General features: G+C 72.4%; 17 protein-coding genes and 1 riboswitch. Of the genes, 8 read left to right on the top strand and 9 right to left on the bottom strand.

The genetic code is table 11. From position 1 onward, the window contains the following. Positions 1-17: 17 nt before the first annotated feature. The 3 genes from C6W10_RS10295 to fdxA form a co-directional block, all read right to left on the bottom strand. Positions 18-3,947, bottom strand: a complete 3,930-nt coding sequence (locus C6W10_RS10295) for a ThuA domain-containing protein (RefSeq protein ID WP_107257875.1) — start codon at positions 3,945-3,947, stop codon at positions 18-20. A gap of 195 nt (positions 3,948-4,142) precedes the next feature. Beyond that, positions 4,143-5,246 (bottom strand): succinyldiaminopimelate transaminase, encoded by a 1,104-nt coding sequence (gene dapC, locus C6W10_RS10290; RefSeq protein WP_107257874.1) that lies wholly within the window; start codon positions 5,244-5,246, stop codon positions 4,143-4,145. Between the two features lie 35 nt (positions 5,247-5,281). Then, entirely contained in the window at positions 5,282-5,605 is a 324-nt protein-coding gene (fdxA, locus tag C6W10_RS10285; protein WP_107257873.1) for a ferredoxin, read from the bottom strand. Positions 5,606-5,684: 79 nt separating this feature from the next. Between fdxA and C6W10_RS10280 the strand changes: the two genes are divergently transcribed. Continuing rightward, positions 5,685-6,761, top strand: coding sequence for a GNAT family N-acetyltransferase (locus C6W10_RS10280; protein WP_107257872.1), 1,077 nt, complete (start codon positions 5,685-5,687; stop codon positions 6,759-6,761). 21 nt (positions 6,762-6,782) lie between these two features. Here C6W10_RS10280 and C6W10_RS10275 read toward each other — a convergent pair whose 3' ends face one another. The 3 genes from C6W10_RS10275 to mshB all read right to left on the bottom strand — a co-directional run bounded on the left by C6W10_RS10275 (position 6,783) and on the right by mshB (position 8,866). Then, positions 6,783-7,247 carry a hypothetical protein gene (locus C6W10_RS10275; protein WP_107257871.1) on the bottom strand — a complete coding sequence of 155 codons (465 nt, stop codon included), beginning with the start codon at positions 7,245-7,247 and terminating at the stop codon, positions 6,783-6,785. A 132-nt stretch (positions 7,248-7,379) separates the two neighbouring features. Beyond that, positions 7,380-7,835, bottom strand: a complete 456-nt coding sequence (locus C6W10_RS10270) for a hypothetical protein (RefSeq protein WP_107263821.1) — start codon at positions 7,833-7,835, stop codon at positions 7,380-7,382. A gap of 17 nt (positions 7,836-7,852) precedes the next feature. Further along, positions 7,853-8,866 (bottom strand): N-acetyl-1-D-myo-inositol-2-amino-2-deoxy-alpha-D-glucopyranoside deacetylase, encoded by a 1,014-nt coding sequence (mshB, locus tag C6W10_RS10265; RefSeq protein ID WP_107263820.1) that lies wholly within the window; start codon positions 8,864-8,866, stop codon positions 7,853-7,855. 166 nt (positions 8,867-9,032) lie between these two features. Here mshB and C6W10_RS10260 point away from each other — a divergent pair, with 166 nt between their 5' ends. The 3 genes from C6W10_RS10260 to C6W10_RS10250 all read left to right on the top strand — a co-directional run bounded on the left by C6W10_RS10260 (position 9,033) and on the right by C6W10_RS10250 (position 13,123). Continuing rightward, positions 9,033-11,297, top strand: a complete 2,265-nt coding sequence (locus tag C6W10_RS10260) for a prolyl oligopeptidase family serine peptidase (protein ID WP_107263819.1) — start codon at positions 9,033-9,035, stop codon at positions 11,295-11,297. A 117-nt stretch (positions 11,298-11,414) separates the two neighbouring features. Then, positions 11,415-11,825, top strand: a complete 411-nt coding sequence (locus C6W10_RS10255) for a YciI family protein (protein ID WP_234361889.1) — start codon at positions 11,415-11,417, stop codon at positions 11,823-11,825. Between the two features lie 47 nt (positions 11,826-11,872). After that, positions 11,873-13,123 carry an RNA polymerase sigma factor gene (locus tag C6W10_RS10250; RefSeq protein ID WP_107257869.1) on the top strand — a complete coding sequence of 417 codons (1,251 nt, stop codon included), beginning with the start codon at positions 11,873-11,875 and terminating at the stop codon, positions 13,121-13,123. 43 nt (positions 13,124-13,166) lie between these two features. Here the strand turns inward: C6W10_RS10250 and C6W10_RS10245 are convergent, their stop codons facing one another. Then, positions 13,167-13,580 carry a VOC family protein gene (locus tag C6W10_RS10245; RefSeq protein ID WP_199854008.1) on the bottom strand — a complete coding sequence of 138 codons (414 nt, stop codon included), beginning with the start codon at positions 13,578-13,580 and terminating at the stop codon, positions 13,167-13,169. Positions 13,581-13,727: 147 nt separating this feature from the next. Further along, positions 13,728-13,810, top strand: a riboswitch (S-adenosyl-L-homocysteine riboswitch). 16 nt (positions 13,811-13,826) lie between these two features. Here C6W10_RS10245 and metH point away from each other — a divergent pair. From metH to C6W10_RS10225, 4 genes are all read left to right on the top strand, one after another. Then, on the top strand, positions 13,827-17,474 hold the full coding sequence (gene metH, locus C6W10_RS10240) for a methionine synthase (protein ID WP_107257867.1): 3,648 nt from the start codon (positions 13,827-13,829) through the stop codon (positions 17,472-17,474). Between the two features lie 136 nt (positions 17,475-17,610). Beyond that, complete coding sequence (locus tag C6W10_RS10235) at positions 17,611-18,213, top strand: hypothetical protein (RefSeq protein WP_107257866.1); 603 nt, start codon at positions 17,611-17,613, stop codon at positions 18,211-18,213. Positions 18,214-18,468: 255 nt separating this feature from the next. After that, a complete protein-coding gene (locus tag C6W10_RS10230) occupies positions 18,469-19,068 on the top strand; it encodes a TIGR03086 family metal-binding protein (protein ID WP_107257865.1) in 600 nt (199 codons plus the stop codon). Positions 19,069-19,192: 124 nt separating this feature from the next. Beyond that, positions 19,193-19,681, top strand: coding sequence for a type II toxin-antitoxin system PemK/MazF family toxin (locus C6W10_RS10225; protein WP_107257864.1), 489 nt, complete (start codon positions 19,193-19,195; stop codon positions 19,679-19,681). Positions 19,682-19,759: 78 nt separating this feature from the next. Here C6W10_RS10225 and C6W10_RS10220 read toward each other — a convergent pair whose 3' ends face one another. Beyond that, positions 19,760-21,520 carry an ABC transporter substrate-binding protein gene (locus tag C6W10_RS10220; protein WP_107257863.1) on the bottom strand — a complete coding sequence of 587 codons (1,761 nt, stop codon included), beginning with the start codon at positions 21,518-21,520 and terminating at the stop codon, positions 19,760-19,762. Between the two features lie 137 nt (positions 21,521-21,657). Continuing rightward, positions 21,658-22,656 carry an ABC transporter permease gene (locus C6W10_RS10215; RefSeq protein ID WP_107257862.1) on the bottom strand — a complete coding sequence of 333 codons (999 nt, stop codon included), beginning with the start codon at positions 22,654-22,656 and terminating at the stop codon, positions 21,658-21,660. Between the last annotated feature and the right edge of the window lie 8 nt (positions 22,657-22,664).

Below are 22,664 nucleotides of genomic sequence, written 5' to 3'. Positions count from 1 at the left end.
GCAGGACGGTTCGACCGTCAGCTCGGATACGCCTCCAGTTCCCAGAGTGAGTAGCCGTAGCCGGTACCCCGGGCGGTGCCGTTGATCCGCAGGTAGCGGCCGGTGGCGCCGAGCCCGGTGTGCTCGTCGGTGCCGCCGTCGCCGCCGGTCACCGACCGCACGGTGGTCCAGGCGGTGCCGTCGGCCGAGGTCTGGATCTGGTACGCGCTGCCGTACGCGGACTCCCAGACCAGCTTCACCCGGCCGATCGGCCGCGCCGACCCGAGGTCCACCCGGATCCACTGTGGATCGGTGAACGCCGACGACCAGCGGGTCGCCGGATTGCCGTCCACCGCCGCCGAGGCGGGCACGTCGGCGCCCTCCGAGCTGGACGCGGTGGCGGGCCGGTTCAGCAGCAGGTTGCCGCCACCGCCCGGCCCGGCCGGGGTGCCGTAGACCTCGAACTCCCAGAGCGAGTAGCCGAAACCGGTGCCCCGGGCGGTGCCGTTGATCCGGACGTACCGGCCGGCGCCGGTCAGCCCGGGGTGATCGTCGAGGCCGCCGTCGCCGCCGGTCACCGACTTCACGGTGGTCCAGGCGGTGCCGTCCGGCGAGGTCTGGATCTGGTACGCGCTGCCGTACGCCGCCTCCCAGTTCAGCCGTACCCGACTGAGCTGGTACGACGACCCGAGGTCGACGGTGATCCACTGCGGGTCGGCGAAGGCCGAGGACCAGCGGGTGGCCGGGTTGCCGTCCACCGCCGCCGAGGCGGGCACGTCGGCACCCTGCACGCTCGACGCGGTGGCCGGCCGGTTGCGCGCCAGGTTGCCGGTCGGCTCCGGATCCGGCCCCGGCCCGCCGCCCTCGCCGAGCAGGGTGAACTCGTCGATGTCGTAGAGCCCGCCGCCGGTGCCCCGGAACACCAGGTACAGCTCGTGGGTGCCGGCCGGCGCGGTGATGCCGCCGGTGACGTCCCGGAACTCGCCGTAGCCGCCGGTCGCCGGAACCGTCGCCGAGCCGATCAACTGTCCGGTCGGCGAGCCGACCCGGAACTCCAGGGTGTGCCCGCCGACGTTCGCGCCGACCCGGGCCGAGAACGACCGCACCCCGGTCAGGTTGTACGGGGTGAACGCTATCCAGTCCCCGTTGTCGACGTACCCGACCGCCCGGCCGCCGTGCGCCTGTCCCGGCGCGCTGGTCTGTACGCCGTTGCTCGACGAGTAGTGCTCGGCCTGGCGTACCCGCGGTTGCAGGATGCTCTGCGCGTGCGTGGTCAGCGGCGCCTGCCCGCCCCCACCGTTGTCGGTGTACTCGGCGTCGAAGACCCCGAAGACGTTCGCGGCGGCGCCGTGATCGGCCTCGGCGAGCGTCCGGAGCGTGCCGGTGCAGCCCTGCGCGCTGGCCAGCAGGTGCGAGTGCGCGTCGTGCCCGAGCAGATAGTTGACCTTCACCCGGGAGCAGTCGACGCTGCCGTCCTGCGGGTCGGTCACCACCACCCGGAACGGCACCGTGTCGCCGAAGGTGAAGGTCTGGCCGTTGGCCGGCAACTCCAGCCGGACCGTCGGGGCGGTGTTGCCGACCGTGATCACCACGCTGCCGGTGGCGGTCTTGCCGGTCGAGTCCCGGACGGTCAGCGTCGCACTCCGGGTGCCGTTGCTCGAATAGGTGAAGGTCGGGTTCGGGGCGGTGGAGTCGGTGCTGTCGTTGCCGTCGAAGTCCCAGGCGTAGCTGATCGGGTCGCCGTCCGGGTCGAGGGTGCCGGCCGAGGAGAAGCTGACGGTCAGCGGCGCCACCCCGGAGGTCGGGGTCGCCGCCACCACCGGCTTGGGGGCGCGGCCGCTGCGGGCGTACTCGATCCGGTAGACCGCCGAGTTCTCGTCGCCGTTGAAGAAGCCGGTGCCGTAGTCGAGCACGTAGAGCGCGCCGTCCGGGCCGAACTCCAGGTCCATCACCTGGGTACCGGACCACGGGAACGGGTTGATCTTGAACGGCTTCCCCGCCTCGTCGAGCACGATGTTCCGGATCCAGCGCCGGCCGAACTCACCGGCGAAGAACGTCCCGTGGTAGTACTCCGGGAAGGCCACCTCGGAGGTCGAGTTCGGGTCGTACCGGTAGACCGGGCCGGCCATCGGCGACAGCCCGCCGCCGGGGAACTCCGGCGGCTGCGACCCGGTGTACGGCAGCCAGGCCGGCACCGCCGCCGGCAGGTTCCGGATCCCGGTGTTGTTCGGCGAGTCGTTCACCGGCCCGCCCGCGCAGTTGTACTTCGGCCCGGACGGCCCGCTCGGGAAGGTGAACTCGTTGTACGCGTCGTTGTTGCCGGTGCAGTACGGCCAGCCGTAGAAGCCCGGCGCGGTGATCCGGGCGAACTCCACCTGCCCGGCCGGCCCACGGTTCGGGTCGGCGGTGCCGGCGTCCGGGCCGTAGTCGCCCAGGTAGACCACCCCGGTGGCCCGGTCCACGCTCATCCGGAACGGGTTGCGGAACCCCATCGCGTAGATCTCCGGCCGGGTGTTCGCCGTCCCCGGCGCGAACATGTTGCCGGCCGGCACGGTGTAGCCGCCGCCCGCGCTCGGCCTGATCCGCAGCACCTTGCCGCGCAGGTCGTTGCTGTTCGCCGAGGTCCGCTGGGCGTCGAACGCCGGGTTCCGGCCGGCCCGCTCGTCGAGCGGGCTGAACCCGGCCGAGTCGAACGGGTTGGTGTCGTCGCCGGTGGAGAGATAGAGGTTGCCGGCGGCGTCGAAGTCGATGTCCCCGCCGACGTGGCAGCACATCCCCCGGCTGGTCGGCACGTCCAGCACCAGCGTCTCGCTGGCCAGGTCGATTGTGTTGTCGGCCCGTACCGTGAACCGGGAGAGCCGGTTGACGCCGTTCCACGGGGCGAAGTCGGCCGGGGTACCGGTGGCCGGGGCGCCGCCGCCGGGGGTGTTCAGCGGTGGCGCGTAGTAGAGGTACACCCAGCGGTTGCTGGCGAAGTTCGGGTCGGCCTTGATCCCCTGCAAGCCCTCCTCGTCCGAGGTGTAGACCGGGAGCCGGCCGGCGAGCTTGGTGTTGCCGACCGCGTCGGTGTGCCGGATCGTGCCGTCCCGGGCGGTGTGCAGTACGCCCCGGTCCGGCAGCACGGTCAGGCTCATCGGCTCGCCCGTCTCGGCCACCCCCTTGGCGAGGGTCACCTGCTGGAAGCTGCTGTCGACGGTGCCGCCGCAGACCCCGGGCTCGACCCCGGCCGCGCTGCGCAGCCCGCCGAGCAGGTGGGCCCGGAAGAGCGGCTCGGCGAAGGACTCGTCGGTGTGCCCACCGCCGGTGTACCAGGACCGGCCGCCGTCGTAGTTGTGGCACCAGGCGATCGGGTGGTCGTGCCCGTTCCCCCCGCCGGTGTAGGTCGTCTCGTCCAGGGTGGCCAGCACGTGCACCCTGCCGCGCGGGTTGGTCCGGAAGTTGTACCACTCGTCGCTGCGGTTCCAGCGCAGCGGCAGCGTACGGGTCGACGGGTGCACCCGGTCGGCGACCTTGACCGTGGCCGGCTGCGGTGCCGGGTGCGAGGCGAAGTACGCCCCGACCAGCCCGCCGTACCACGGCCAGTCGTACTCGGTGTCGGAGGCGGCGTGCACTCCGACGTACCCGCCGCCGGCCTGGATGTAGCGCTGGAAGGCGCCCTGCTGCGCGGTGTCGAGTACGTCCCCGGTGGTGGAGAGCCAGACGACCGCGTCGAACCGGGCCAGGTTGGCGTCGGTGAACGCCGCGGCGTCCTCGGTCGCCTCGACGGCGAAGTTGTTGGCGGTGCCGAGCTGCTGGATGGCCGCCACGCCGGGGCCGATCGAGCCGTGCCGGAAGCCGGCTGTCTTGGAGAAGACCAGCACGCTGAAGGCGGGGGCGGCACTCGCCACCGGCGGTGTGACCGCCACCGCGACGAGTACGAGAAGCAGGCTCAGCGCAGCGCCGAGCCAGGATCGTGTTGTGCCACGCACGGACCGGTCCCTTCGTCGACCGGGCGGTCCGCCGTGTCACGCCCTCTGGGCCGCGCCACCGATGGTCACCGGGAGCGCGAGAGATGTGCATACATCGTTGCGAGCGTGTTGCCACGACGTCAAGCGGTAGCGACGAAATTTCCGAGAGCGCTCTCCGACGCCGTCACACCAACCTCGGCCCCGCCGCGCCGAGGGTCAGCCGGCCAGCCGGTCCGCGGCGGCAGCCACCCGCTCGTCGGTCGCGGTGAGCGCGACCCGGACGTGCCGGTTGCCGGTCGGACCGTAGAACTCGCCGGGCGCGACCAGGATGCCCCGCTCGGCGAACCACTGCACGGTGGTCCAGCAGTCCTCGTCCCGGCCGGCCCACAGATAGAGCCCGGCCGTGGAGTGCGCGATCCCGAAACCGGCCTTGACCAGCGCGTCGCGCAGCACCTCGCGGCGGGCGGCGTACCGGAGCCGCTGCTCGGCCACGTGTGCCTCGTCACCGAGCGCCGCGACCATCGCCGCCTGCACCGGCGCCGGTACGATCATCCCGGCGTGTTTCCGGACCGCCAGCAGGGCGCCGACGATGCTCCGGTCACCGGCAACGAAGCCGGCCCGGTAGCCCGCCAGGTTGGAGCGCTTGGAGAGCGAGTGCACGGCCAGCAGGTTGGCGTGGTCACCGCCGGAGACCGCCGGGTCGAGGATCGAGGTCGGCGTCTCCTCCCAGCCCAGCGAGAGGTAACACTCGTCACTGGCAACCACCACGCCGCGCTCGCGGGCCCAGTCCACCACCTTGCGGAGGTGCTCCGGCGGGAGTACCCGACCGGTCGGGTTGGACGGCGAGTTGACCCAGAGCAGCCGGACCCGGGGGTCGGGGCCGAGCGCGGTCAGGGCGTCGGCCCGGACCACCTCCGCGCCGGCCAGCCGGGCGCCGACCTCGTACGTCGGATAGCAGACCTGCGGGATCGCCACCACGTCGCCGGGGCCGAGCCCGAGCAGGGTGGGCAGCCAGCCGACCAGCTCCTTGGAGCCGATGGTCGGCAGCACGCCGACGGTCTCCGGATCGGCACCGCAGGACCGGGCGACCCACTCGGTGATCGCCGCGCGCAGCGCCGGGGAACCGGCGGTCAGCGGATAGCCGGGCGCGTCCGAGGCCGCCGCCAGGGCCGCCCGGATCGAGCCGGGCACCGGGTCGACCGGGGTACCGACGGAGAGGTCGACGATCCCGTCCGGGTGCCGCCCGGCCAGCGCCTTCGCCGGCTCGAGCAGGTCCCAGGGGAAGTCGGGCAGGTTGCCGGTACGGCCGGAGCGCCCCACCTCGGGCCTACGGCCGGCAGCCGGTGCCGGGCCGCTCAGTGCTCACCCCGAGGCGGCTGGGCCGCGACGAAGGAAGTGTCCTTCTCGATTTTGCCGATCTTGGAAGCTCCACCCGGCGACCCGAGATCCTCGAAGAACTCGTAGTTGGCGGTGGTGTAGTCCTTCCACTGCTCCGGCACGTCGTCCTCGTAGAAGATCGCCTCCACCGGGCAGACCGGCTCGCACGCCCCGCAGTCGACACACTCGTCGGGGTGGATGTAGAGCATCCGGTTGCCCTCGTAGATGCAGTCGACCGGGCACTCCTCGATGCACGCTTTGTCGAGCACATCCACGCACGGCTCGGCGATGATGTAGGTCACCGATCTTCTCCTCCGCAAGCCACGCCGCGATCGACCGCGACGGTAAGAGCCTAGTATGTCGCCGGGGAGGGGGTCGATCGTGCTCGGACGCCGCGATGTGGGACACCGGATAGTCGTTCGGCGGATTGTCGGAAATCAGAGCGGACGTACCCTCTTCAGCGACGCCCTCGGCGAGCTGGTCGACCTGACCGAGACCCATCTCACGCTGGCCACCGCGAGCGGGCCGCTCCGGGTCCCGCTGGGCGAGGTGCACCGGGCCAAGCGGGTGCCGCCGGCCCGGCGCCCGAACGCGACGGCGGTGGTCGAACTCGAACTCGCCTCGGACGAGGCCTGGCCGGCACCGGTACGCGAAAGGCTCGGCGACTGGCTGCTGCGTACCGCCGAGGGCTGGTCCGGACGGGCGAACAGCGCACTGCCGGTGGGTGACCCCGACCGGCCGCTCGACGAGGCGATCGACGCGGTCCAGCGCTGGTACGCCGAGCGCGGCCGGCCGGCGATGGTCAACGTGCCGCTGCCGCTGGCCGCCCCGCTCGGCGCGGCGCTGGACGAGCGCGGCTGGACGGCCCGGCCGCTGGTACTCGTGCAGACCGCGCCGCTGACGACGATCCTGGAGACCGTCCCCGCCCGGCCGGACCTGCCGGCGCCGGAGCTGGCCGAGACCGCCTCGCCGGAGTGGTTCGCCCTGGCCGCCCAGCGCAAGGCGAGGCAGACCCGGCGGTACGCCCGGCTCGACGCGGACGGCGCCGGCCCGGTCGTCGACGCCGAGCGGCCCGCCGATCCCGGGGCTCCGGCCGAGTTGCCGGCCGCCGCCCGGCACATCCTCACCGCCGTGCGGCAGGTCCGCTTCGTCCACCTCTACGCCACGCCGCCGACAGATGGGCCGGGCGACGGGCCGGAACTGGTCGCGGTGGCCCGGGGCACGGTCACCGGTCAGGACCGGTGGCTGGGACTGAGCCTGATCGAGGTGGTCCCGGCGGCCCGCCGCCGTGGGCTCGCCCAGCACATGATCCGGGCGCTGGCGGAATGGGCGGCGGGGCTCGGCGCGAGCCGGGCGTTCCTCCAGGTCGAGGAGCACAACGAGGCCGCTGTCTCGCTATATCGGCGGCTCGGCTTCACCACCCACCACACCTACCAGACCCGGGTCGCGCCGCAGTGACCCGACCCGGGGCGACGCGGGTCAGCGGCGTACGACCCGGCGGGGCTTGGACTGCTTCGCCTCGGCGTACCGCTTGAGCGACTGCGACCGGTAGTCCCGGCCGAACGCGGTGAGCAGCAGGTAGCCGACGAGTACCCCGCCGAAGGTGAAGCCGGCGTAGAGCCAGATCTGCGAGAAGAACGCCCCGGCCCCGGAGGCGAACGGCTGGCTGCCGCTGACGAACGGGCCGACGAGGACGGTCAGCAGCATCGCGATCAGTACGGCGAGCGCCATCTCGCCGCCCCACTCCGGCAGCGGACGGCGCTGCCCCCGGAGGAACGCGAGGGTCGCCAGGACCACCCCGATCGCGGCGAACATGCCCAGCGAGATCTGGTCCTGCACCTCGGTGTTGTCAGCGAAGCCGAACCGGGCCACCAGGCGGGCCGCGACGTTGATCCCGAACAGCACACCCGCGAGTACTCCGACCGGCAGCCAACGCTCCTTCATCGCACGTCCTCTTGCCTCGGGGCCCCTCCCATCCGGGGCTTCCTGCCACAGAGTTCTATCACCCGTGGCTGCCCGGATCCATGGTGCGAGCGGACCCGAACCGCAGCGGCGGCGGGCGCCGGGACGCGGGGGTCAGAGGCGCGGCCGGGACGACTCCGGGCCGCGCGGATTCATGATCACCCGGAAGCCCATGATCGCGAAGGTCACCGAACCGGCGAAGATCATCACAAGTCCGACCCAGTTGTCGGCGGCGATCAGCACGTCACCCTCCGAGGTGCCACCGGCGGCGACCACCATCAGGGCGAACCAGACGACGGCGGGCAGCGCCAGCGCCCAGCGCCGACCCACCACCCGGGGCGCGAACCAGCCCAGCGCCACGTTCGCCAGCACGGTGACCAGCACCGACACCCCGATCAACACCCCACCGACCCGGAGCATCGACAGGAGCAGCTCCAGCACCGCCGTGACCGCCGCGGCCACCACCGCGACCACGCCACCGACCACCCGCAGCACCAGATCGACCGCCCGGTGCGCCGCCGACGGCTCGGCGGGCGGCGGGACCGGCTCCAGCTCGGACGGGATGGACACGGTCGGACCCGGCAGGCTCACCGCGCGCCCGCCTCCGCCGGCGTACCGGACGGAGGCGTCGGGGCCACGGCGGCCGGGGCGTCACCGGCCGGTACCGGCCCGGACGGGTCGGCGTCCCCCACCGGCAGCCCGGCGAAGAGGTCGTCCTCCCAGCCGTACGGGCCGGCGCCCGGACCCCGGGAGCCGACGGCCAGGGTGTAGTACTCCACCCCCATGAACTCGCCGCCGAAGTTGCTGGCGATCGAGTAGAGCCAGGAGTTGTCCGGAATCTGCGTCGCGTGCGCCCGCATCGCCGCCTCCTTGGCGGCGTGCTGGTCGGTGCCGTCGATCCGGGCCGCGATCTCCTCGTCCGGGGTACCGAACGGGAGGTCGTCGGCCTGCTCGGTGCCGGCGAACGGGTTGTCGGCGGCATCGGCGAAGGCCACCAGACCCGCCTCCAGGACGCTCCTCGGCATCGCCGTCCAGTAGATCTTGTCGGGCCCGAAACCCTCGGCGGCGGCGAGTTCGGCCGCCCGCATCGCCACCCGGTGCGCCTGGATGTGGTCCGGGTGCCCGTAGAAGCCGTTCGGGTCGTAGGTGACCAGCACCTGCGGGCGTACCTCGCGCATGATCTCGACCAGGTGGCCGGCCGCCTCGTCGAGATCGGCCCGCCAGAAGGCCCTCGGGTGGTCGTTGGTGGGCAGCCCCATCATCCCCGAGTCGCGGTACCGCCCGGCGCCGCCGAGGAACCGGTGGTCGCGTACCCCGAGCGCGGCACAGGCGGCGGCCAGCTCCGCGATCCGGTACCCGCCGAGCTGGTCCGCCTCGGCGGCGGCCAACCCGTACAGCGCCGGTACGTGGATCTCGCCCTCCTCGCCGAGGGTGCAGGTGACCAGGGTGACCCCGGCGCCGGCCGCCGCGTAGTACGCCATGGTGGCGCCGGTGCCGATCGCCTCGTCGTCCGGATGCGCGTGCACCAGCAGCAGCCGTCGGGCCGGCCGGGCCGGATCGGCGGAACCGAACGGCTCGGCTTCCTCGGCCGGGACGGCCACCTCGCTCGGGTTCGTCACCCGGGCAACTCTACGCGGCCGGACCGGCTCACCCTACTCAGGAGCGGCCCGCCGCCTCCGCAGAGTGATCGGACCACCACCGGTACCCGACCGGGCGGCGATGCCCGGCTCGGCCACATCGCCGAGCGCCCGGCTCTACGATCACGGTGTGGAGTACCCGGAGTTGGCCGCCCGTACCCGCCGGTTCAGCCGCGGCGCGCCGCGCGCCGTGACGGTGGCGAGCGACGGCTCGCGGGTCGTCTTCCTCCGCTCCGGCGGCCCCACCGACCCGGTCGACGCGCTCTGGATGCTCGACGTCGCCGACGGCACCGAACGGCTCGTCGCCGACCCCGCCGACCTGCTCGCCGACCCGGCGGCCGACGCCGATCCGACGAGCACGCCCCCGGTCGCCGACCCCACCGACCTGGCGGCGGCCGCCGCCGGCGCCCAGCCGACCGGGTTCGGCGGACCCGGACCCGCCGTCGGCACCGACCTGGCCGGCACGCCGCACTCGACCGAGCGGGCACTGCGCGAACGGCTCCGGCTGAGCGCCTCCGGCATCGCCTCCTACGCCACCGACCCGGCCGCCCGGATCGCGGTCTTCACCCTCGACGGCCGGCTGTTCCGGGCCGACCTGGTGCACGGGGACGTCGTCGAGGTCGCCGTCACCGGCCCGGTGGTCGACCCGCGGCCCGATCCGACCGGCCAGCGGCTCGCCTACGTCACCGACGCGGCCGGGGACGGCGGCCGGGTCGGCCAACTGCGGGTGGTGGACTCCGACGGCACCGACACCCTGCTGGCCGGCGAGGACGCCGGGGTCACCTGGGGGCTCGCCGAGTTCGTCGCGGCCGAGGAGTTCGACCGGTTCCGGGGCTACTGGTGGGCGCCGGACGGGCGCTCCATCCTGGCCGCCCGGGTCGACGAGTCCCGGCTGCCCCGCTGGTACCTGCACGACCCCGGTGACCCGGCCAGTCCGCCGCGCTCGGTGGCGTACCCGCGCTCCGGCGGGCCGAACGCCGAGGTGAGCCTGCACCTGCTCGACCTCGACGGCGGCTGGGTCGACGTGCACTGGGACCGGGAGACCTACCCCTACCTGGTCTCGGTGGAGTGGGCCGAGACCGGGCCGCTGATCACCGTACTGCGCCGGTTGCAGCAGCACGGCCTGGTGCTGGCGGTCGACCCGCGTACCGGCGAGACGCAGGTGCACGCCGAACTCGCCGACCCGCGCTGGGTGGAGCCGGTCGCCGGTACCCCCCGACACCTGCCCGACGGCCGGGTACTCGTCGGCGGCGAACTCGCGCACGACGGCTACGACGCCCGCTGCCTCTTCGCCGACGGCACCCTGCTCACCCCGCCGTCGCTCTACGTCCGCCGGGTGGTCGGCTGGCTGCCGAACCGCAACGGCAGCCCCGACCTGCTGGTCGAGGGGAGCGACGGCGAGCCGAGCCAGCAGCACCTGTTCCGGGTGCGTACCGCGATCGGGGCCGGCGGGATCGACGCCCGGCGGCTGACCGGCGACCCGGGCTGGCACAGCGCGACGGTCGGCGGCGACGTACTCGTGGTGCAGTCCCGCTCGCTCGACGCGGCCGGCAGCACCTGGACGGTCTGGCAGGGTGACCGGGAGGTGGCCCCGCTCCGCTCGCTCGCCGCGACCCCGCCGTACGCGCCCCGGCCCGCGCTGGAACGCGTCACCGACCGCCGGCTGCCGGCCGCGGTGGTCTACCCCGGCAACCACGTGACCGGCCGGCGGCTGCCGGTGCTGCTCGACATCTACGGCGGACCCGGCCACCAGGAGGTGGTGGCCGCCCGGTCGGCGTGGCTGGAGCGGCAGTGGTGGGCCGACGCCGGCTACGCGGTGGTCACCATCGACAACCGGGGTACCCCCGGAGTGGCGCCGTCGTTCGAGAAGGTGGTGCACCGGCGGCTGGCCGACGTGATCCTGGCCGACCAGGCGGACGCGCTGACCGCGCTCGCCGGCAAGCACCCCGACCTCGACCTGGGCCGGGTGGCGATCCGGGGCTGGTCGTTCGGGGGCTGGCTGGCCGCGCTGGCCGCGCTGCGCCGGCCCGACCTGTTCCGGTGTGCCATCGCCGGTGCCCCGGTCACCGACTGGACGCTCTACGACACCGCCTACACCGAGCGCTATCTCGGGATGCCGGCCGACAGCCCCGAGGTGTACGCCCACCACTCGCTGCTGGAACTCGCCGCCGAACCGGTACGCGACCCCGACGAGGTCCGGCCGATCCTGCTGCTGCACGGGCTGGCCGACGACAACGTGGTGGCCGCGCACACCCTGCGGCTCTCCGCCGCGCTGCTGGCCGCCGGCCGTACCCACTCGGTGATCCCGCTGACCGGCGCCACCCACATGGCCGCCGGTGGCACCGCCGAACGGCTGCTCGCCCTCGAACTGCAGTTCCTCCGGCAGTACCTCTGACCCGTTCTGCGGCATGCTGGGGCGGATGGATGTCCAGAAGCGTCCGCCGGCCTCGACGTCTCCAGCGAGCGGGCACCGGAGGCGGTGCCGACCGGAGAGGGAGTCACCGTGAAATACATGATCATGATGAGCGGGTCCCAGCGCGACTACGACGCGATGGCCGGCAAGGGCAGCGACGACTCGCCGGCCTGGTCGCCGGAGGAGATGGCGGCGCTGCACGAGTTCATGGCGGCCTGGAACGACGACCTGGTGGAGTCGGGCGAGTTCGTCGACGCCCGGGGGCTGACCGCGCCGGTGCACGCCCGACGGATCCAGCTCTCCGACGGCGTACCGGTGGTGACCGACGGACCGTACCCGGAGACCCAGGAGGTGCTGGCCGGCTACACGATCGTGGAGTGCGACAGCTTCGACCGGGCGACCGAGATCGCGGCGAAGCTGGCCCGGACCCCGCATCCGGAGAACGCGACCCTGACCACCGACTGGTACGTCGACATCCGGCCGATCGCCGAGGGCATCGAGGACCTGTAGGACGCCGGGGACCGTAGGGCACCGGGGATCGACAGGGCGTCGCCAGCGTGCCGGAGAAGGACGTCGAGGACCTGCTGCGTCACCTGGCGCCGCAGGTCCTCGGCGCGCTCGTCCGCCGGTACGGGCACTTCGACACCGCCGAGGACGCGGTGCAGGAGGCCCTGCTCGCCGCCGCCACCCGGTGGCCGGCCGAGGGGCTTCCGGAGAACCCCCGGGCCTGGCTGATCACCGTCGCCTCCCGTCGGCTCACCGACCTGCTCCGGGCCGAGCAGGCGCGGCGGCGCCGGGAGGACGCCGTCGCCCGCTGGGCGCTGCCCGACCAGTGGCTGGCGCCGGCCGCCGACCGGGCGCCGCCGGACTCCGACGACACGCTGGTACTCCTCTTCCTCTGCTGCCATCCGGCGCTCTCGCCGGCCTCGCAGATCGCGCTGACCCTGCGGGCGGTCGGCGGCCTCGGCAGTACGGAGATCGCCCGGGCCTTCCTGGTGCCGGAGGCCACCATGACCCGGCGGATCAGCCGGGCCAAGCAGCGGATCAGGGAGAGCGGCGTCCCGTTCCGGATGCCGCCGCCCGCCGAGCGCGCCGGGCGGCTCGCCGCGGTCCTGCACGTGCTCTACCTGATCTTCAACGAGGGGTACGCCAGCACCACCGGCCCGGCCCTCTACCGCACCGAACTCTGCGCCGAGGCGATCCGGCTGGCCCGGATGCTGCACCGGCTGCTGCCGGACGACGCCGAGGTGACCGGACTGCTGGCGCTGATGCTGCTCACCGACGCCCGCCGCCCGGCGCGTACCGGGCCGGACGGCGCGCTGGTCCCGATGGCCGAGCAGGACCGGAGCCGCTGGGACGCCGGGCAGATCGCCGAGGGGGTGGCTCTGGTCAGCGCGGCGCTGCCGAGGGGACCGACCGGGCAATACCAGGTGCAGGCGGCGATCGCGGCCCTGCACGACGAGGCGCCGAGCGCCGAGGCGACCGACTGGCCGCAGATCGTCGCGCTCTACGAGGTGCTGCTGCGGATCGCCGCCAATCCGGTGGTGGCGCTCAACCACGCGGTGGCGGTGGCGATGGCCTCCGGCCCGCGCGCCGGCCTGCACCTGCTGGAGCGGCTCGCCACCGACGACCGGATCGCCGACGACCACCGCCTGCACGCGGTCCGGGCACACCTGCTGGAGTTGGCCGGAGACCGTCCCGCGGCCCGGGCGGCGTACGCCACCGCCGCCCGCCGCGCCACCGCCCTGCCCCAGCAGCGCTACCTGAACGCCCGCGCCGCCCGCCTCACCACCACCACCGAGCCGTGACGCTGTCTCAAGGCACGTTGGCCGGCCCGACCCGAGGAGGGCACTACGTCCCGGAGGTGACCCCCGTCCCCCAGGAGCGGACGCAGAGCACGAGGCGGTAGCCGTCGGGGTCGGCGAAGGTGACGGCCCAGCGGTCCCAGTACGGGCCCTGGGAGACGCGGCGGCCGCCGGCCGAGGCGAGGCGGGCGAGCAGGGCCTCGTCGAGCGGTCCGGAGAGATAGAGCACCAGCAGGTCCTCGGTGCTCGGCGCGGGCTCGGCGGCGAGGTGCGGGCCGCTGACGATCTCCAGGTGCCACCCCGCCCCGGGCCAGCCCAGCATCACCAGGTCGTGCTCCCCCGGAGCGTCGCCGGTGGCCCGGTGGAGCACCTCCAGGCCGAGCCCGGCGACATAGAAGCGTTCGATCGCGGCGGGGTCCCGGGTCGGTCGGGCCAGCCGGAGATGGGCCCTCGGATCGATCGTCAACGCCGGACTCCTCTCGATCGGAAGGACCAAGCCTGCGAGTTGAACCGCGCTTCAGGTCAAGACCCGGGCGGGTGCTGAGCGCCATCCCACACTGCGCGAAGGTTTCGGTCCCGCCGAGCCCTTTCCGGTATTCTCGATCCTCGGGTCGAGAGGCGCTGCAACGGGCAGAGATGCCCGCCACGCTCGACCCGAGGATTCGATCTTTCCAAGGGCGCCTCCGTTCCACGACGGAGGTGGCCAATGGGTACGGCTTCGAGCGGCACCGAGACGCGGGCGGCCCGCACCCGGGCGCTACGCGAGCTGCTCGCCGAGCGGATCGTGGTGCTGGACGGTGCCTGGGGCACGATGCTCCAGGGTGCCCAGCTCACTCCGGCCGACTACCGGGGCGACCTGCTGGCCGACCACCCGCAGGACGTGACCGGCAACCCGGATCTGCTCAACCTGACCCGGCCGGACGTCATCCTCGACGTACACCGGCGTTACCTGGCGGCCGGCGCGGACATCACCTCGACGAACACCTTCACCGCGACGAGCATCGCGCAGGCCGACTACGGGCTCCAGGCGCTGGTCCCGGAGATGAACCTGCGCGGCGCCCAACTCGCCCGGCAGGCCGCCGACTCCGCGGGCGGCCGGTTCGTCGCCGGCTCGGTCGGGCCGCTGAACGTGACCCTCTCGCTCTCGCCCCGGGTGGACGACCCGGCCTTCCGGACCGTCACCTTCGACCGGGTCCGCGAGGTGTACGCGGAGCAGATCCGGGCGCTGGCGGAAGGCGGCGTCGACATCCTGCTGATCGAGACGATCTTCGACACGCTGAACGCGAAGGCCGCCATCGCCGCCGCCCGGGAGGTCGCGCCGGATCTGCCGCTCTGGATCTCGGTGACCATCGTCGACCTGAGCGGCCGGACCCTCTCCGGGCAGACCGTCGAGGCGTTCTGGAGTTCGATCGCGCACGCCGAGCCGCTGGTCGTCGGGGTCAACTGCGCGCTCGGCGCCACCGAGGCGCGTCCGCACGTCGCCGACCTGGCCCGGCTCGCCGACACCTACGTCGCCTGCCACCCCAACGCCGGGCTGCCGAACGCGTTCGGCGGCTACGACGAGCAGCCCGAGGAGACCGGCCGGCTGCTCCGCGAGTTCGCCGACGCCGGCATGGTCAACATCGTCGGCGGCTGCTGCGGCACCGGCCCCGAGCACATCGCCCGGATCGCCGAGGCGGTCGCCGGCCGCGCGCCCCGACCGGTACCGACGGTGCCGGGCGCTACCCGGTTCAGCGGGCTGGAGCCGTTCGCCATCGGCCCCGACACCGGTTTCGTGATGATCGGCGAGCGGACCAACGTGACCGGCTCGGCGCGGTTCCGCCGGCTGATCGAGGCCGACGACTACCAGGCCGCCGTCGACGTGGCGCTGGAGCAGGTACGCGGCGGCGCCAACATCCTCGACGTGAACATGGACGCCGACCTGCTCGACAGCGAGCGGGCGATGACCACCTTCCTGAACCTGATCGCCACCGAGCCCGAGGTCGCCCGCATCCCGATCATGATCGACAGCTCGCGGTGGAGCGTGCTGGAGGCCGGGCTCAAGTGCGTACAGGGCAAGGGGATCGTCAACTCGATCAGCCTGAAGGAGGGTGAGGAGACCTTCCTGGAGCAGGCCCGGCGGATCCGGGACTACGGCGCCGGTGTGGTGGTGATGGCCTTCGACGAACTCGGCCAGGCGGACACCACCGAACGCAAGGTCTCGATCTGCGCCCGGGCGTACGACCTGCTCACCCAGCGGGCCGGGTTCGCACCCACCGACATCGTCTTCGACCCGAACGTGCTCGCCGTGGCGACCGGGATCAGCGAGCACAACGGGTACGCGAAGGCGTTCATCGAGGCGCTCCCGCTGATCAAGGAGCGCTGCCCGGGGGCGAGGACCAGCGGCGGCATCTCCAACCTGTCGTTCTCGTTCCGGGGCAACGACGTCGTACGCGAGGCGATGCACTCGGCCTTCCTGCTGCACGCCGTACGGGCCGGGCTGGACATGGGGATCGTCAACGCCGGTCAGCTCGCCGTCTATCAGGACATCCCCGCCGACCTGCTGGAACTCGTCGAGGACGTACTCTTCGACCGGCGTCCGGACGCCACCGACCGGCTGGTCAGCTTCGCCTCCACGGTCAGCGGCTCCGGCACCCGGCGCACCGTCGACCTCGGCTGGCGGGAGACGCCGGTCGCCGAGCGTCTCTCCTACGCGCTCGTGCACGGGATCGTCGACTTCATCGAGGCCGACACCGAGGAGGCGCGCAAGCAGGCCGACCGCCCGCTCGACGTGATCGAGGGGCCGCTGATGGACGGCATGAAGGTCGTCGGCGACCTCTTCGGCTCCGGCAAGATGTTCCTGCCCCAGGTGGTCAAGAGCGCCCGGGTGATGAAGCGTTCGGTCGCCTACCTGGAGCCGTACATGGAGGCGGAGAAGGAGCAGGCCCGGGCGGAGGGCCGGCTGGAGAGCAACCGGGGCCAGGGCAAGGTGGTGCTGGCGACGGTCAAGGGCGACGTGCACGACATCGGCAAGAACATCGTCGGCGTGGTGCTCGGCTGCAACAACTACGACGTGGTCGACCTCGGCGTGATGGTGCCGGCCGCGAAGATCCTGGACACCGCGATCGCCGAGGGCGCCGACGCGATCGGGCTCTCCGGGCTGATCACCCCGTCCCTGGACGAGATGGTCGCGGTCGCCACCGAGATGCGGCGGCGCGGGATGAGCCTGCCGCTGCTGATCGGCGGGGCCACCACCTCCCGGCAGCACACCGCGGTCCGGATCGCCCCGGCGTACGACGGCAGCACCGTGCACGTGCTCGACGCGTCCCGGGTGGTCGGGGTCGTCTCCGACCTGCTGAACCCGGAGCGGGCCGCCGAACTGGACGTGCGCAACCGGGCCGAGCAGCAGCGGCTGCGCGAGCAGCACGAGGGGCGGGACCGGGTTCCGCTGCTCACCCTCGACCAGGCCCGGGAGAACCGGGAAGAGGTCGACCACGCGGAGCCGCCGGTGCCGGCCTTCACCGGCGTACGCGTCGTGCGGCCCGAGCTGACCGCGCTGCGCGAGATGATCGACTGGCAGTTCCTCTTCCTCGCCTGGGAGCTGAAGGGGAAGTTCCCGGCGATCCTCGACCAGCCGGTGGCCCGGGAACTCTACGACGACGCCAACACCATGCTCGACCAGATCATCGCGGACGGCTCGCTTCGCGCCGTCGGGTCGTACGCCTTCTGGCCGGCGCACGCCGAGGGTGACGACATCGTGCTGACCGGTGAGGCCGACACCCGTTTCCCGATGCTGCGCCAGCAGACCGCCAAGCCGGCCGGCCGGCCGAACCGCTGCCTCGCCGACTACGTCGCACCGGCCGGTGACCACCTCGGCGGCTTCGCGGTGGCGATCCACGGCGCCGAGGAGCTGGCCGCCGGCTTCGAGGCGCGACACGACGACTACCGGGCGATCATGGTCAAGGCGCTGGCCGACCGGCTCGCCGAGGCGTTCGCGGAGTACCTGCACCTACAGGCCCGGCGGGACTGGTACGAGCCGGACGCCGACCCGGCGATCGAGGATCTGCACGCCGAACGGTTCCGGGGCATCCGTCCCGCCCTCGGCTACCCGGCCAGCCCCGACCACAGCCTCAAGCGGCGGCTCTTCGAGCTGCTCGACGCCGAGGCGCTCGGGATGGGCCTGACCGAGTCGTACGCGATGACGCCGGCCGCCAGCGTCAGCGGGTTGCTCTTCGCGCACCCGTCGTCGCGGTACTTCACCGTCGGCCGGCTCGGCCGGGACCAGGTCGAGGACTACGCGGCCCGGCGGGGTCTGCCGGTCGCCGAGATCGAGCGCTGGCTCCGCCCCAACCTGGGGTACGACCCCGAACAGTGACCGACATCGCCCGATCGGTTAGCCAGCTATCCACCCTTTTGTCTCCGCATGTCCTCCGTTCGGCTCATTACCCTGGTCAGTGGGGGCCTAGGGGAGGAGACGCCTGGTCAGTGGGGGCCTAGGGGAGGAGACGCCGGTGGAACCGCGAGGCCCGCTCTCCTGGCGGATCGGCATCCGCAGGTGGGACCATCTGGTCGACTGCGCACTGTGGATCCGGGCGAGCGAGTGCATCGAGGTGCCGGCGCACCGTCTGGTACCCGGTCCGCTGGACCTCGACGAACTTCCGGCCCCGACCCGGCCGCTCGGCACCGTGCCCGGCGCCGAGTGGCTCGGCTGGTGGCTCTCGCTGGTCGACCCGGCGGGACGGCGTCCCCGTCCGCGCGCCGGCCTGGAGCCCGCCGACGACACCCCGGATCCACTCGGCCTGGCACCCTGGCCGGCGCTGCGCCGGGTGGTCGCGGAACGCTGGCCGGAGGCCCGGGACTGGCACCTCGCCCGGCAGGGCGATTCCCTCACCCGGCCGGCTCCGGGTAACTCGGCCGCCACCGGTCTGGTACGCCAGGTCGAACGGTCGCTGGGCCGGTCGGTACGCCCGTTCAGCGTCGAGATCACGCTGCTGCCGGTACGCGACGAGGTGATCCGCCGGGTGGACCACGAGCGCTACCTCGTCCCGGAGCGGGTGCACGACAGTCCACGCTGGTCGGTCTGGCTCCGCGACCTGGTGCTCCGGATCGGCTGACCACGCACCCGTCGGCCGGTTTCCGGCCCGGACTGTCGGTGCCGGTGGGTAGTCTCCCGGACGGTCGGTCCGACCTCGGTCCGACCTCGGTCCGGCCTCGGTCCGACCTCGGTCCGACCCGAACCGACCCGTCGGACGCGGGCCGGTTCGGCCGGTCCGTGACGTACCCACCGGCACGCCACTGCGGCACGTCCCGTCGGTCGACGGGTCGAGCCCGACGTGCCCACGCACACCAGTCGTCGAAGGGAGACGCGGATGCTCGACCTGGGTCCTGCCGCACAGGAGGTGATCCGCCTGGTCGGCGGCGTGACCGACGACCAGTTGACCGATCCGACGCCGAGCACCGACACCTCGGTGGCCGCCCTGTTGGACCACCTGATGGGTCTCTCGCTCGCCTTCACCTGGGCGGCGCGGAAGTCCGGCGGGGACGGCCCCGGCGCCTCCGCGCCGCCACCGCCGGCCAGTCCCGACAACCTCGATCCGCAGTGGCGCACCGTCCTGCCGGCGAGGCTGACCGAGCTGGTCGAGTCCTGGCGGCAGCCGGCGGCCTGGGCCGGGATGACCACGGCCGGCGGGGTGACGATGCCGGCCGAGGTGATGGGCATGGTCGCGCTGGACGAGCTGGTGCTGCACGGCTGGGATCTGGCCAAGGCGACCGGCCAGCCGTTCCACTGCGATCCGGCCAGCACCGAGGCGGTGCTGGAGTTCACCGCCGAGTCGGCCCGCCCCGAGCAGGCCGCCGGCCGCGAGGGGCTGTTCGGGCCGGTGGTGCCGGTGCCGGCGGACGCGCCGCCGTTCGACCGGGCGTTGGGCTTCGCCGGCCGGGACCCCGGCTGGACACCGCCGACCCGCTGAACCGCCGCCCCCGCGCTGGTACCGCCCGGTTCCTTCCGGTCCGGCTCCGATCGATCGAGCCGGGCCGGATCGGCGCGATCGAGCCGGGCCGGATCGGCGCGACGGCGACGGGTAGGGTTCCGCCGTGGCGAATCTCTGGAAGGGCGTGACCGCGACCGTCAGCCGGGTGACCCGGCGTGCCCCCGCTCGCAGCGCCGGACCCGTCCCCGCCCAGCTCGCACGGCGACGCCAGGTCTCCGCGTTGCAGCGCCGGGAGCTGGTCTACGCCCCCGAGCTGGACGGACAGGCCGACCCGGGCGAGATCGTCTGGACCTGGGTGTCCTACGAGGACGATCCGCGCCAGGGCAAGGACCGTCCGGTGCTGGTGGTCGGGCGGGTCAGCCGGACCCTCTTCGGGTTGATGCTCTCCAGCAAGAGCGACCGGGACGGTCAGCGGCACTGGCTCGCCCTCGGCCCCGGCGAGTGGGACCGGGACAACCGGCCGAGTTGGATCCGGCTCGACCGGGTGCTGACGATGCGCGAGGACAGCATCCGGCGGGAGGGCGCGGTGTTGGACCGGGCCCGCTTCGACCTGGTCGGCCGGGCGCTGCGCACCGGGTACGGCTGGCGCTGAGCCGGGCCGGGTACGGCTGGCGCTGAGCCGAGCCGGGGCCCCTCCGGATGCACCGGAGAGGCCCCGCCCGGACCCGGACTACTGCTTGATGTGGGCGTTGTAGAAGACCGGGGTGCCGAACTGCTCGGAGATGATCAGGCCACCGACCTTGCTGCCGGTCACCAGGAAGGTGTTGTCCTGGTAGATCGGCACGACCGGGACGTACTTCTCCATGATCATCTGATCGAGCTTGGCCCACTCCGGTCCCGCCTCGCCGGCCGGTAGGTTGCTCACCCGGTCGATCTCGGCGTTCACGTCGTCGGCGTTGAAGTACGACACGTTGGAGTTGCCCTGCGGCCCGAGCTTGCGGCCGTCCCAGAGCACCGGGATCGTCGAGACCGCGCTCGGCCAGTCCGCCGCCCAGTTCGACAGGTAGATGTCGTACGGGTTGCCCCGGGTTCGGGCGGTCGGGTTGTGGGTCGGCTGGTCGACGTACTGCACGGTGACGTCGAAGCCGGCCCGCTCCAGGCTCTGCTCCACGATCGGCGCGGTCTGCTGGCCGAAGGCACTGTTCCGGGACATGAAGACCAGCTTGGGCTTCTGCCCGCCGAGCAACTCCTTGGCCTTCTCCGGGTTGCCGGTCGGCCCGCCGTCGTATGGGTTCGGGTACGCCGTCCGGCCGATGGTGGTGTCGGCCAGCAGGGTGTGGGTCAGCTTGCCGGAGGCGTCGCCGCCCTGGGTGGCGAGGATGCCCTGCTTGTCGATGGCGTACGCGATCGCCTGACGGATCTTCACGTCCTTGATCCGCTCGTTGTTGATGCTCAGGTACCAGACCGACGGGGCGGTCTTGCGCAGCGCCCGCTCACCGAGCGAGGTGTCGCCGAGCACCTGGTTGACCAGCGCCTGCGGGACCTCGTCCCAGGCGACGGCGAACTGGTCGGCGCCCTGGCTGGCGAGCGCCCGCTCGGTCGCGGCGGTGTCGTTCGGGCCGATCTCGACCTCGATGGCGTCCGGGTAGGCGTGCCGCAGCGGGTCGGTCTTCGGGTCCCAGTTCGGGTTGCGCTCCAGCATGAACCGGGTGTCCTTGATGTACTCCTTGATCTTGTACGGCCCGGAGGAGACGACCCGGCGGTCGTACTCGGTCCGGGTGTCCTGGGCCTTCGGCACCGGCACCGAGGTCGGCAGCGAGAGCGCGAACGGCAGGTCGCAGTGCGGCTTGGCGAAGTTGAAGATCAGCGTACGGTCGCCGCGCACGACCAGCCCGGGGACGTCGTCGATGCCCGAGGTGTACGGCCCCTTGTAGTTCGCGTTGTACGTCGCGTTGTCGGCCAGCCACTCCTGGATGTACGTCGGCCCGCCGTCGATGCTCTCCTCGAAGGAGCGGGCGATCCCGTACGCCACGTCGGCCGCCCTGATCGGGGTACCGTCCTCGAACTTCACCCCCTCCTTGAGGGTGTACTCCCAGGTCTTGCAGTCCTTGTTGACGTCCTTGCCGGGGTCGGTGGCGAGGTCACCGACGAGCAGTACGTTGCCGTTGCCGTCCTCCTTGAAGACGGTCAGCGTCCGGAGGAACATCTGCTGGATCGACATCCCGAAGAAGGTGTAGGTCCGCTGCGGGTCCAGGTGCTCGAAGTCCTCCTCCTGGATCAGCTTCAGCGTGCCGCCGGGCTTCGCCCCGGACACCTCGGCCGCCGGCCCCTGTGAGTCCTTCGGGTCGGTCGCGATCGAGCTGGTGAACTGCTTGCCGCCGCCGTTGTCGGAGTCACCGTTCTCGCCGGTGTTCTCCGAGCAGGCGGCCAGCGCACTGGTCGCGAGTACGAGCGCGGCGCTCGTCGCGGCCACCGCGAGCCTGGGTCGCATAGGAAGTCCTCCTGGTCTCGTTCCCGCAGGTCGGATCGGCATCGATCTGTTGAAGGAAATATTCACTCAAAGGAACTTGAAGGTAAGTTTCATAGCAGTAACGATGGGACAACGTTTCCGCACCCGCCACCGGACGGTCATCCGAGCCGGACCCGGGGGTCGACCACCGCGTAGAGCACGTCGACCAGGACGTTGGCGGCGACCACGAAGACGGCGGCGAGCAGCACCGTCGCCATCACGATCGGCATGTCCAGGTTGAGCGCCGCATTCAGCGCCGTCTTGCCGAGCCCGGTGAACCCGAAGACCGTCTCGGTGATGACCGTGCCGCCGAGGTAGGCGCCGAGGTCCAGACCGGCGATCGTGATGATCGGGGTGATCGCGGCGCGCAGCGCGTGCCGGCCGTACACGGTGATTTTGCTCAGTCCCTTGGCCCGCGCGGTCCGGACGAAGTCCTCGGAGAGGGTCTCCAGCATCTGCGCCCGGGCCAGCCGGGCGTAGGTCGCGGAGTTGAGGAAGCCGAGTGCGAACCAGGGCAGGATCATCGCCGACGCCCAGGCCAGCGGATTCTCGGTCAACGGGGTGTAGCGCGGATAGCCCAGCAGGCCGGTCTCGTAGACCAGGCCGATCAGCAGCAGCGGCCCGAAGAGCAGGATCGGCATGGAGGCGCCGACCAGCGAGGTGCCGACCGCCAGCCGGTCGAAGGCGGTCCCCCGGCGCAACGCCGAGACCATCCCGATCGAGATGCCGAGCAGCAGCCAGACCACGGCCGCGCCGAAGACGATGCTCAGGGTCACCGGCAGGGTACGCCCGACGATCCCGGTCACCGGCTCGTCGTTGCGGAACGAGAAGCCGAGGCAGGGCGCCGGGCAGTCCCGGGCGGTCTCACCGGAGCCGATGGTACGGCCGACGAAGATGCCGCGCATGAAGTCGCCGTACTGCACCGGAATCGGCTTGTCCAGCCCCATCCGGCGCTCGATCATCTCGATCCGCTCCGGGCTGCACACGTTCTTGCTGTCCCCGCACATCAGTTCGGCCGGGTTGTTGGGCACCGCGAAGAACATCCCGAAGGTGATCACGCTGACCGCGAACAGGGTGCTCAGCGCCAGCAGTACCTTCTTGACCACGAATCGCAGCACGGACGCCT

The organism is Plantactinospora sp. BB1, from assembly GCF_003030385.1.
GTDB lineage: Bacteria > Actinomycetota > Actinomycetes > Mycobacteriales > Micromonosporaceae > Plantactinospora.
The sequence above is the reverse complement of the archived record's forward strand: the minus strand, read 5'-3'. Positions and strand labels throughout refer to the sequence as shown.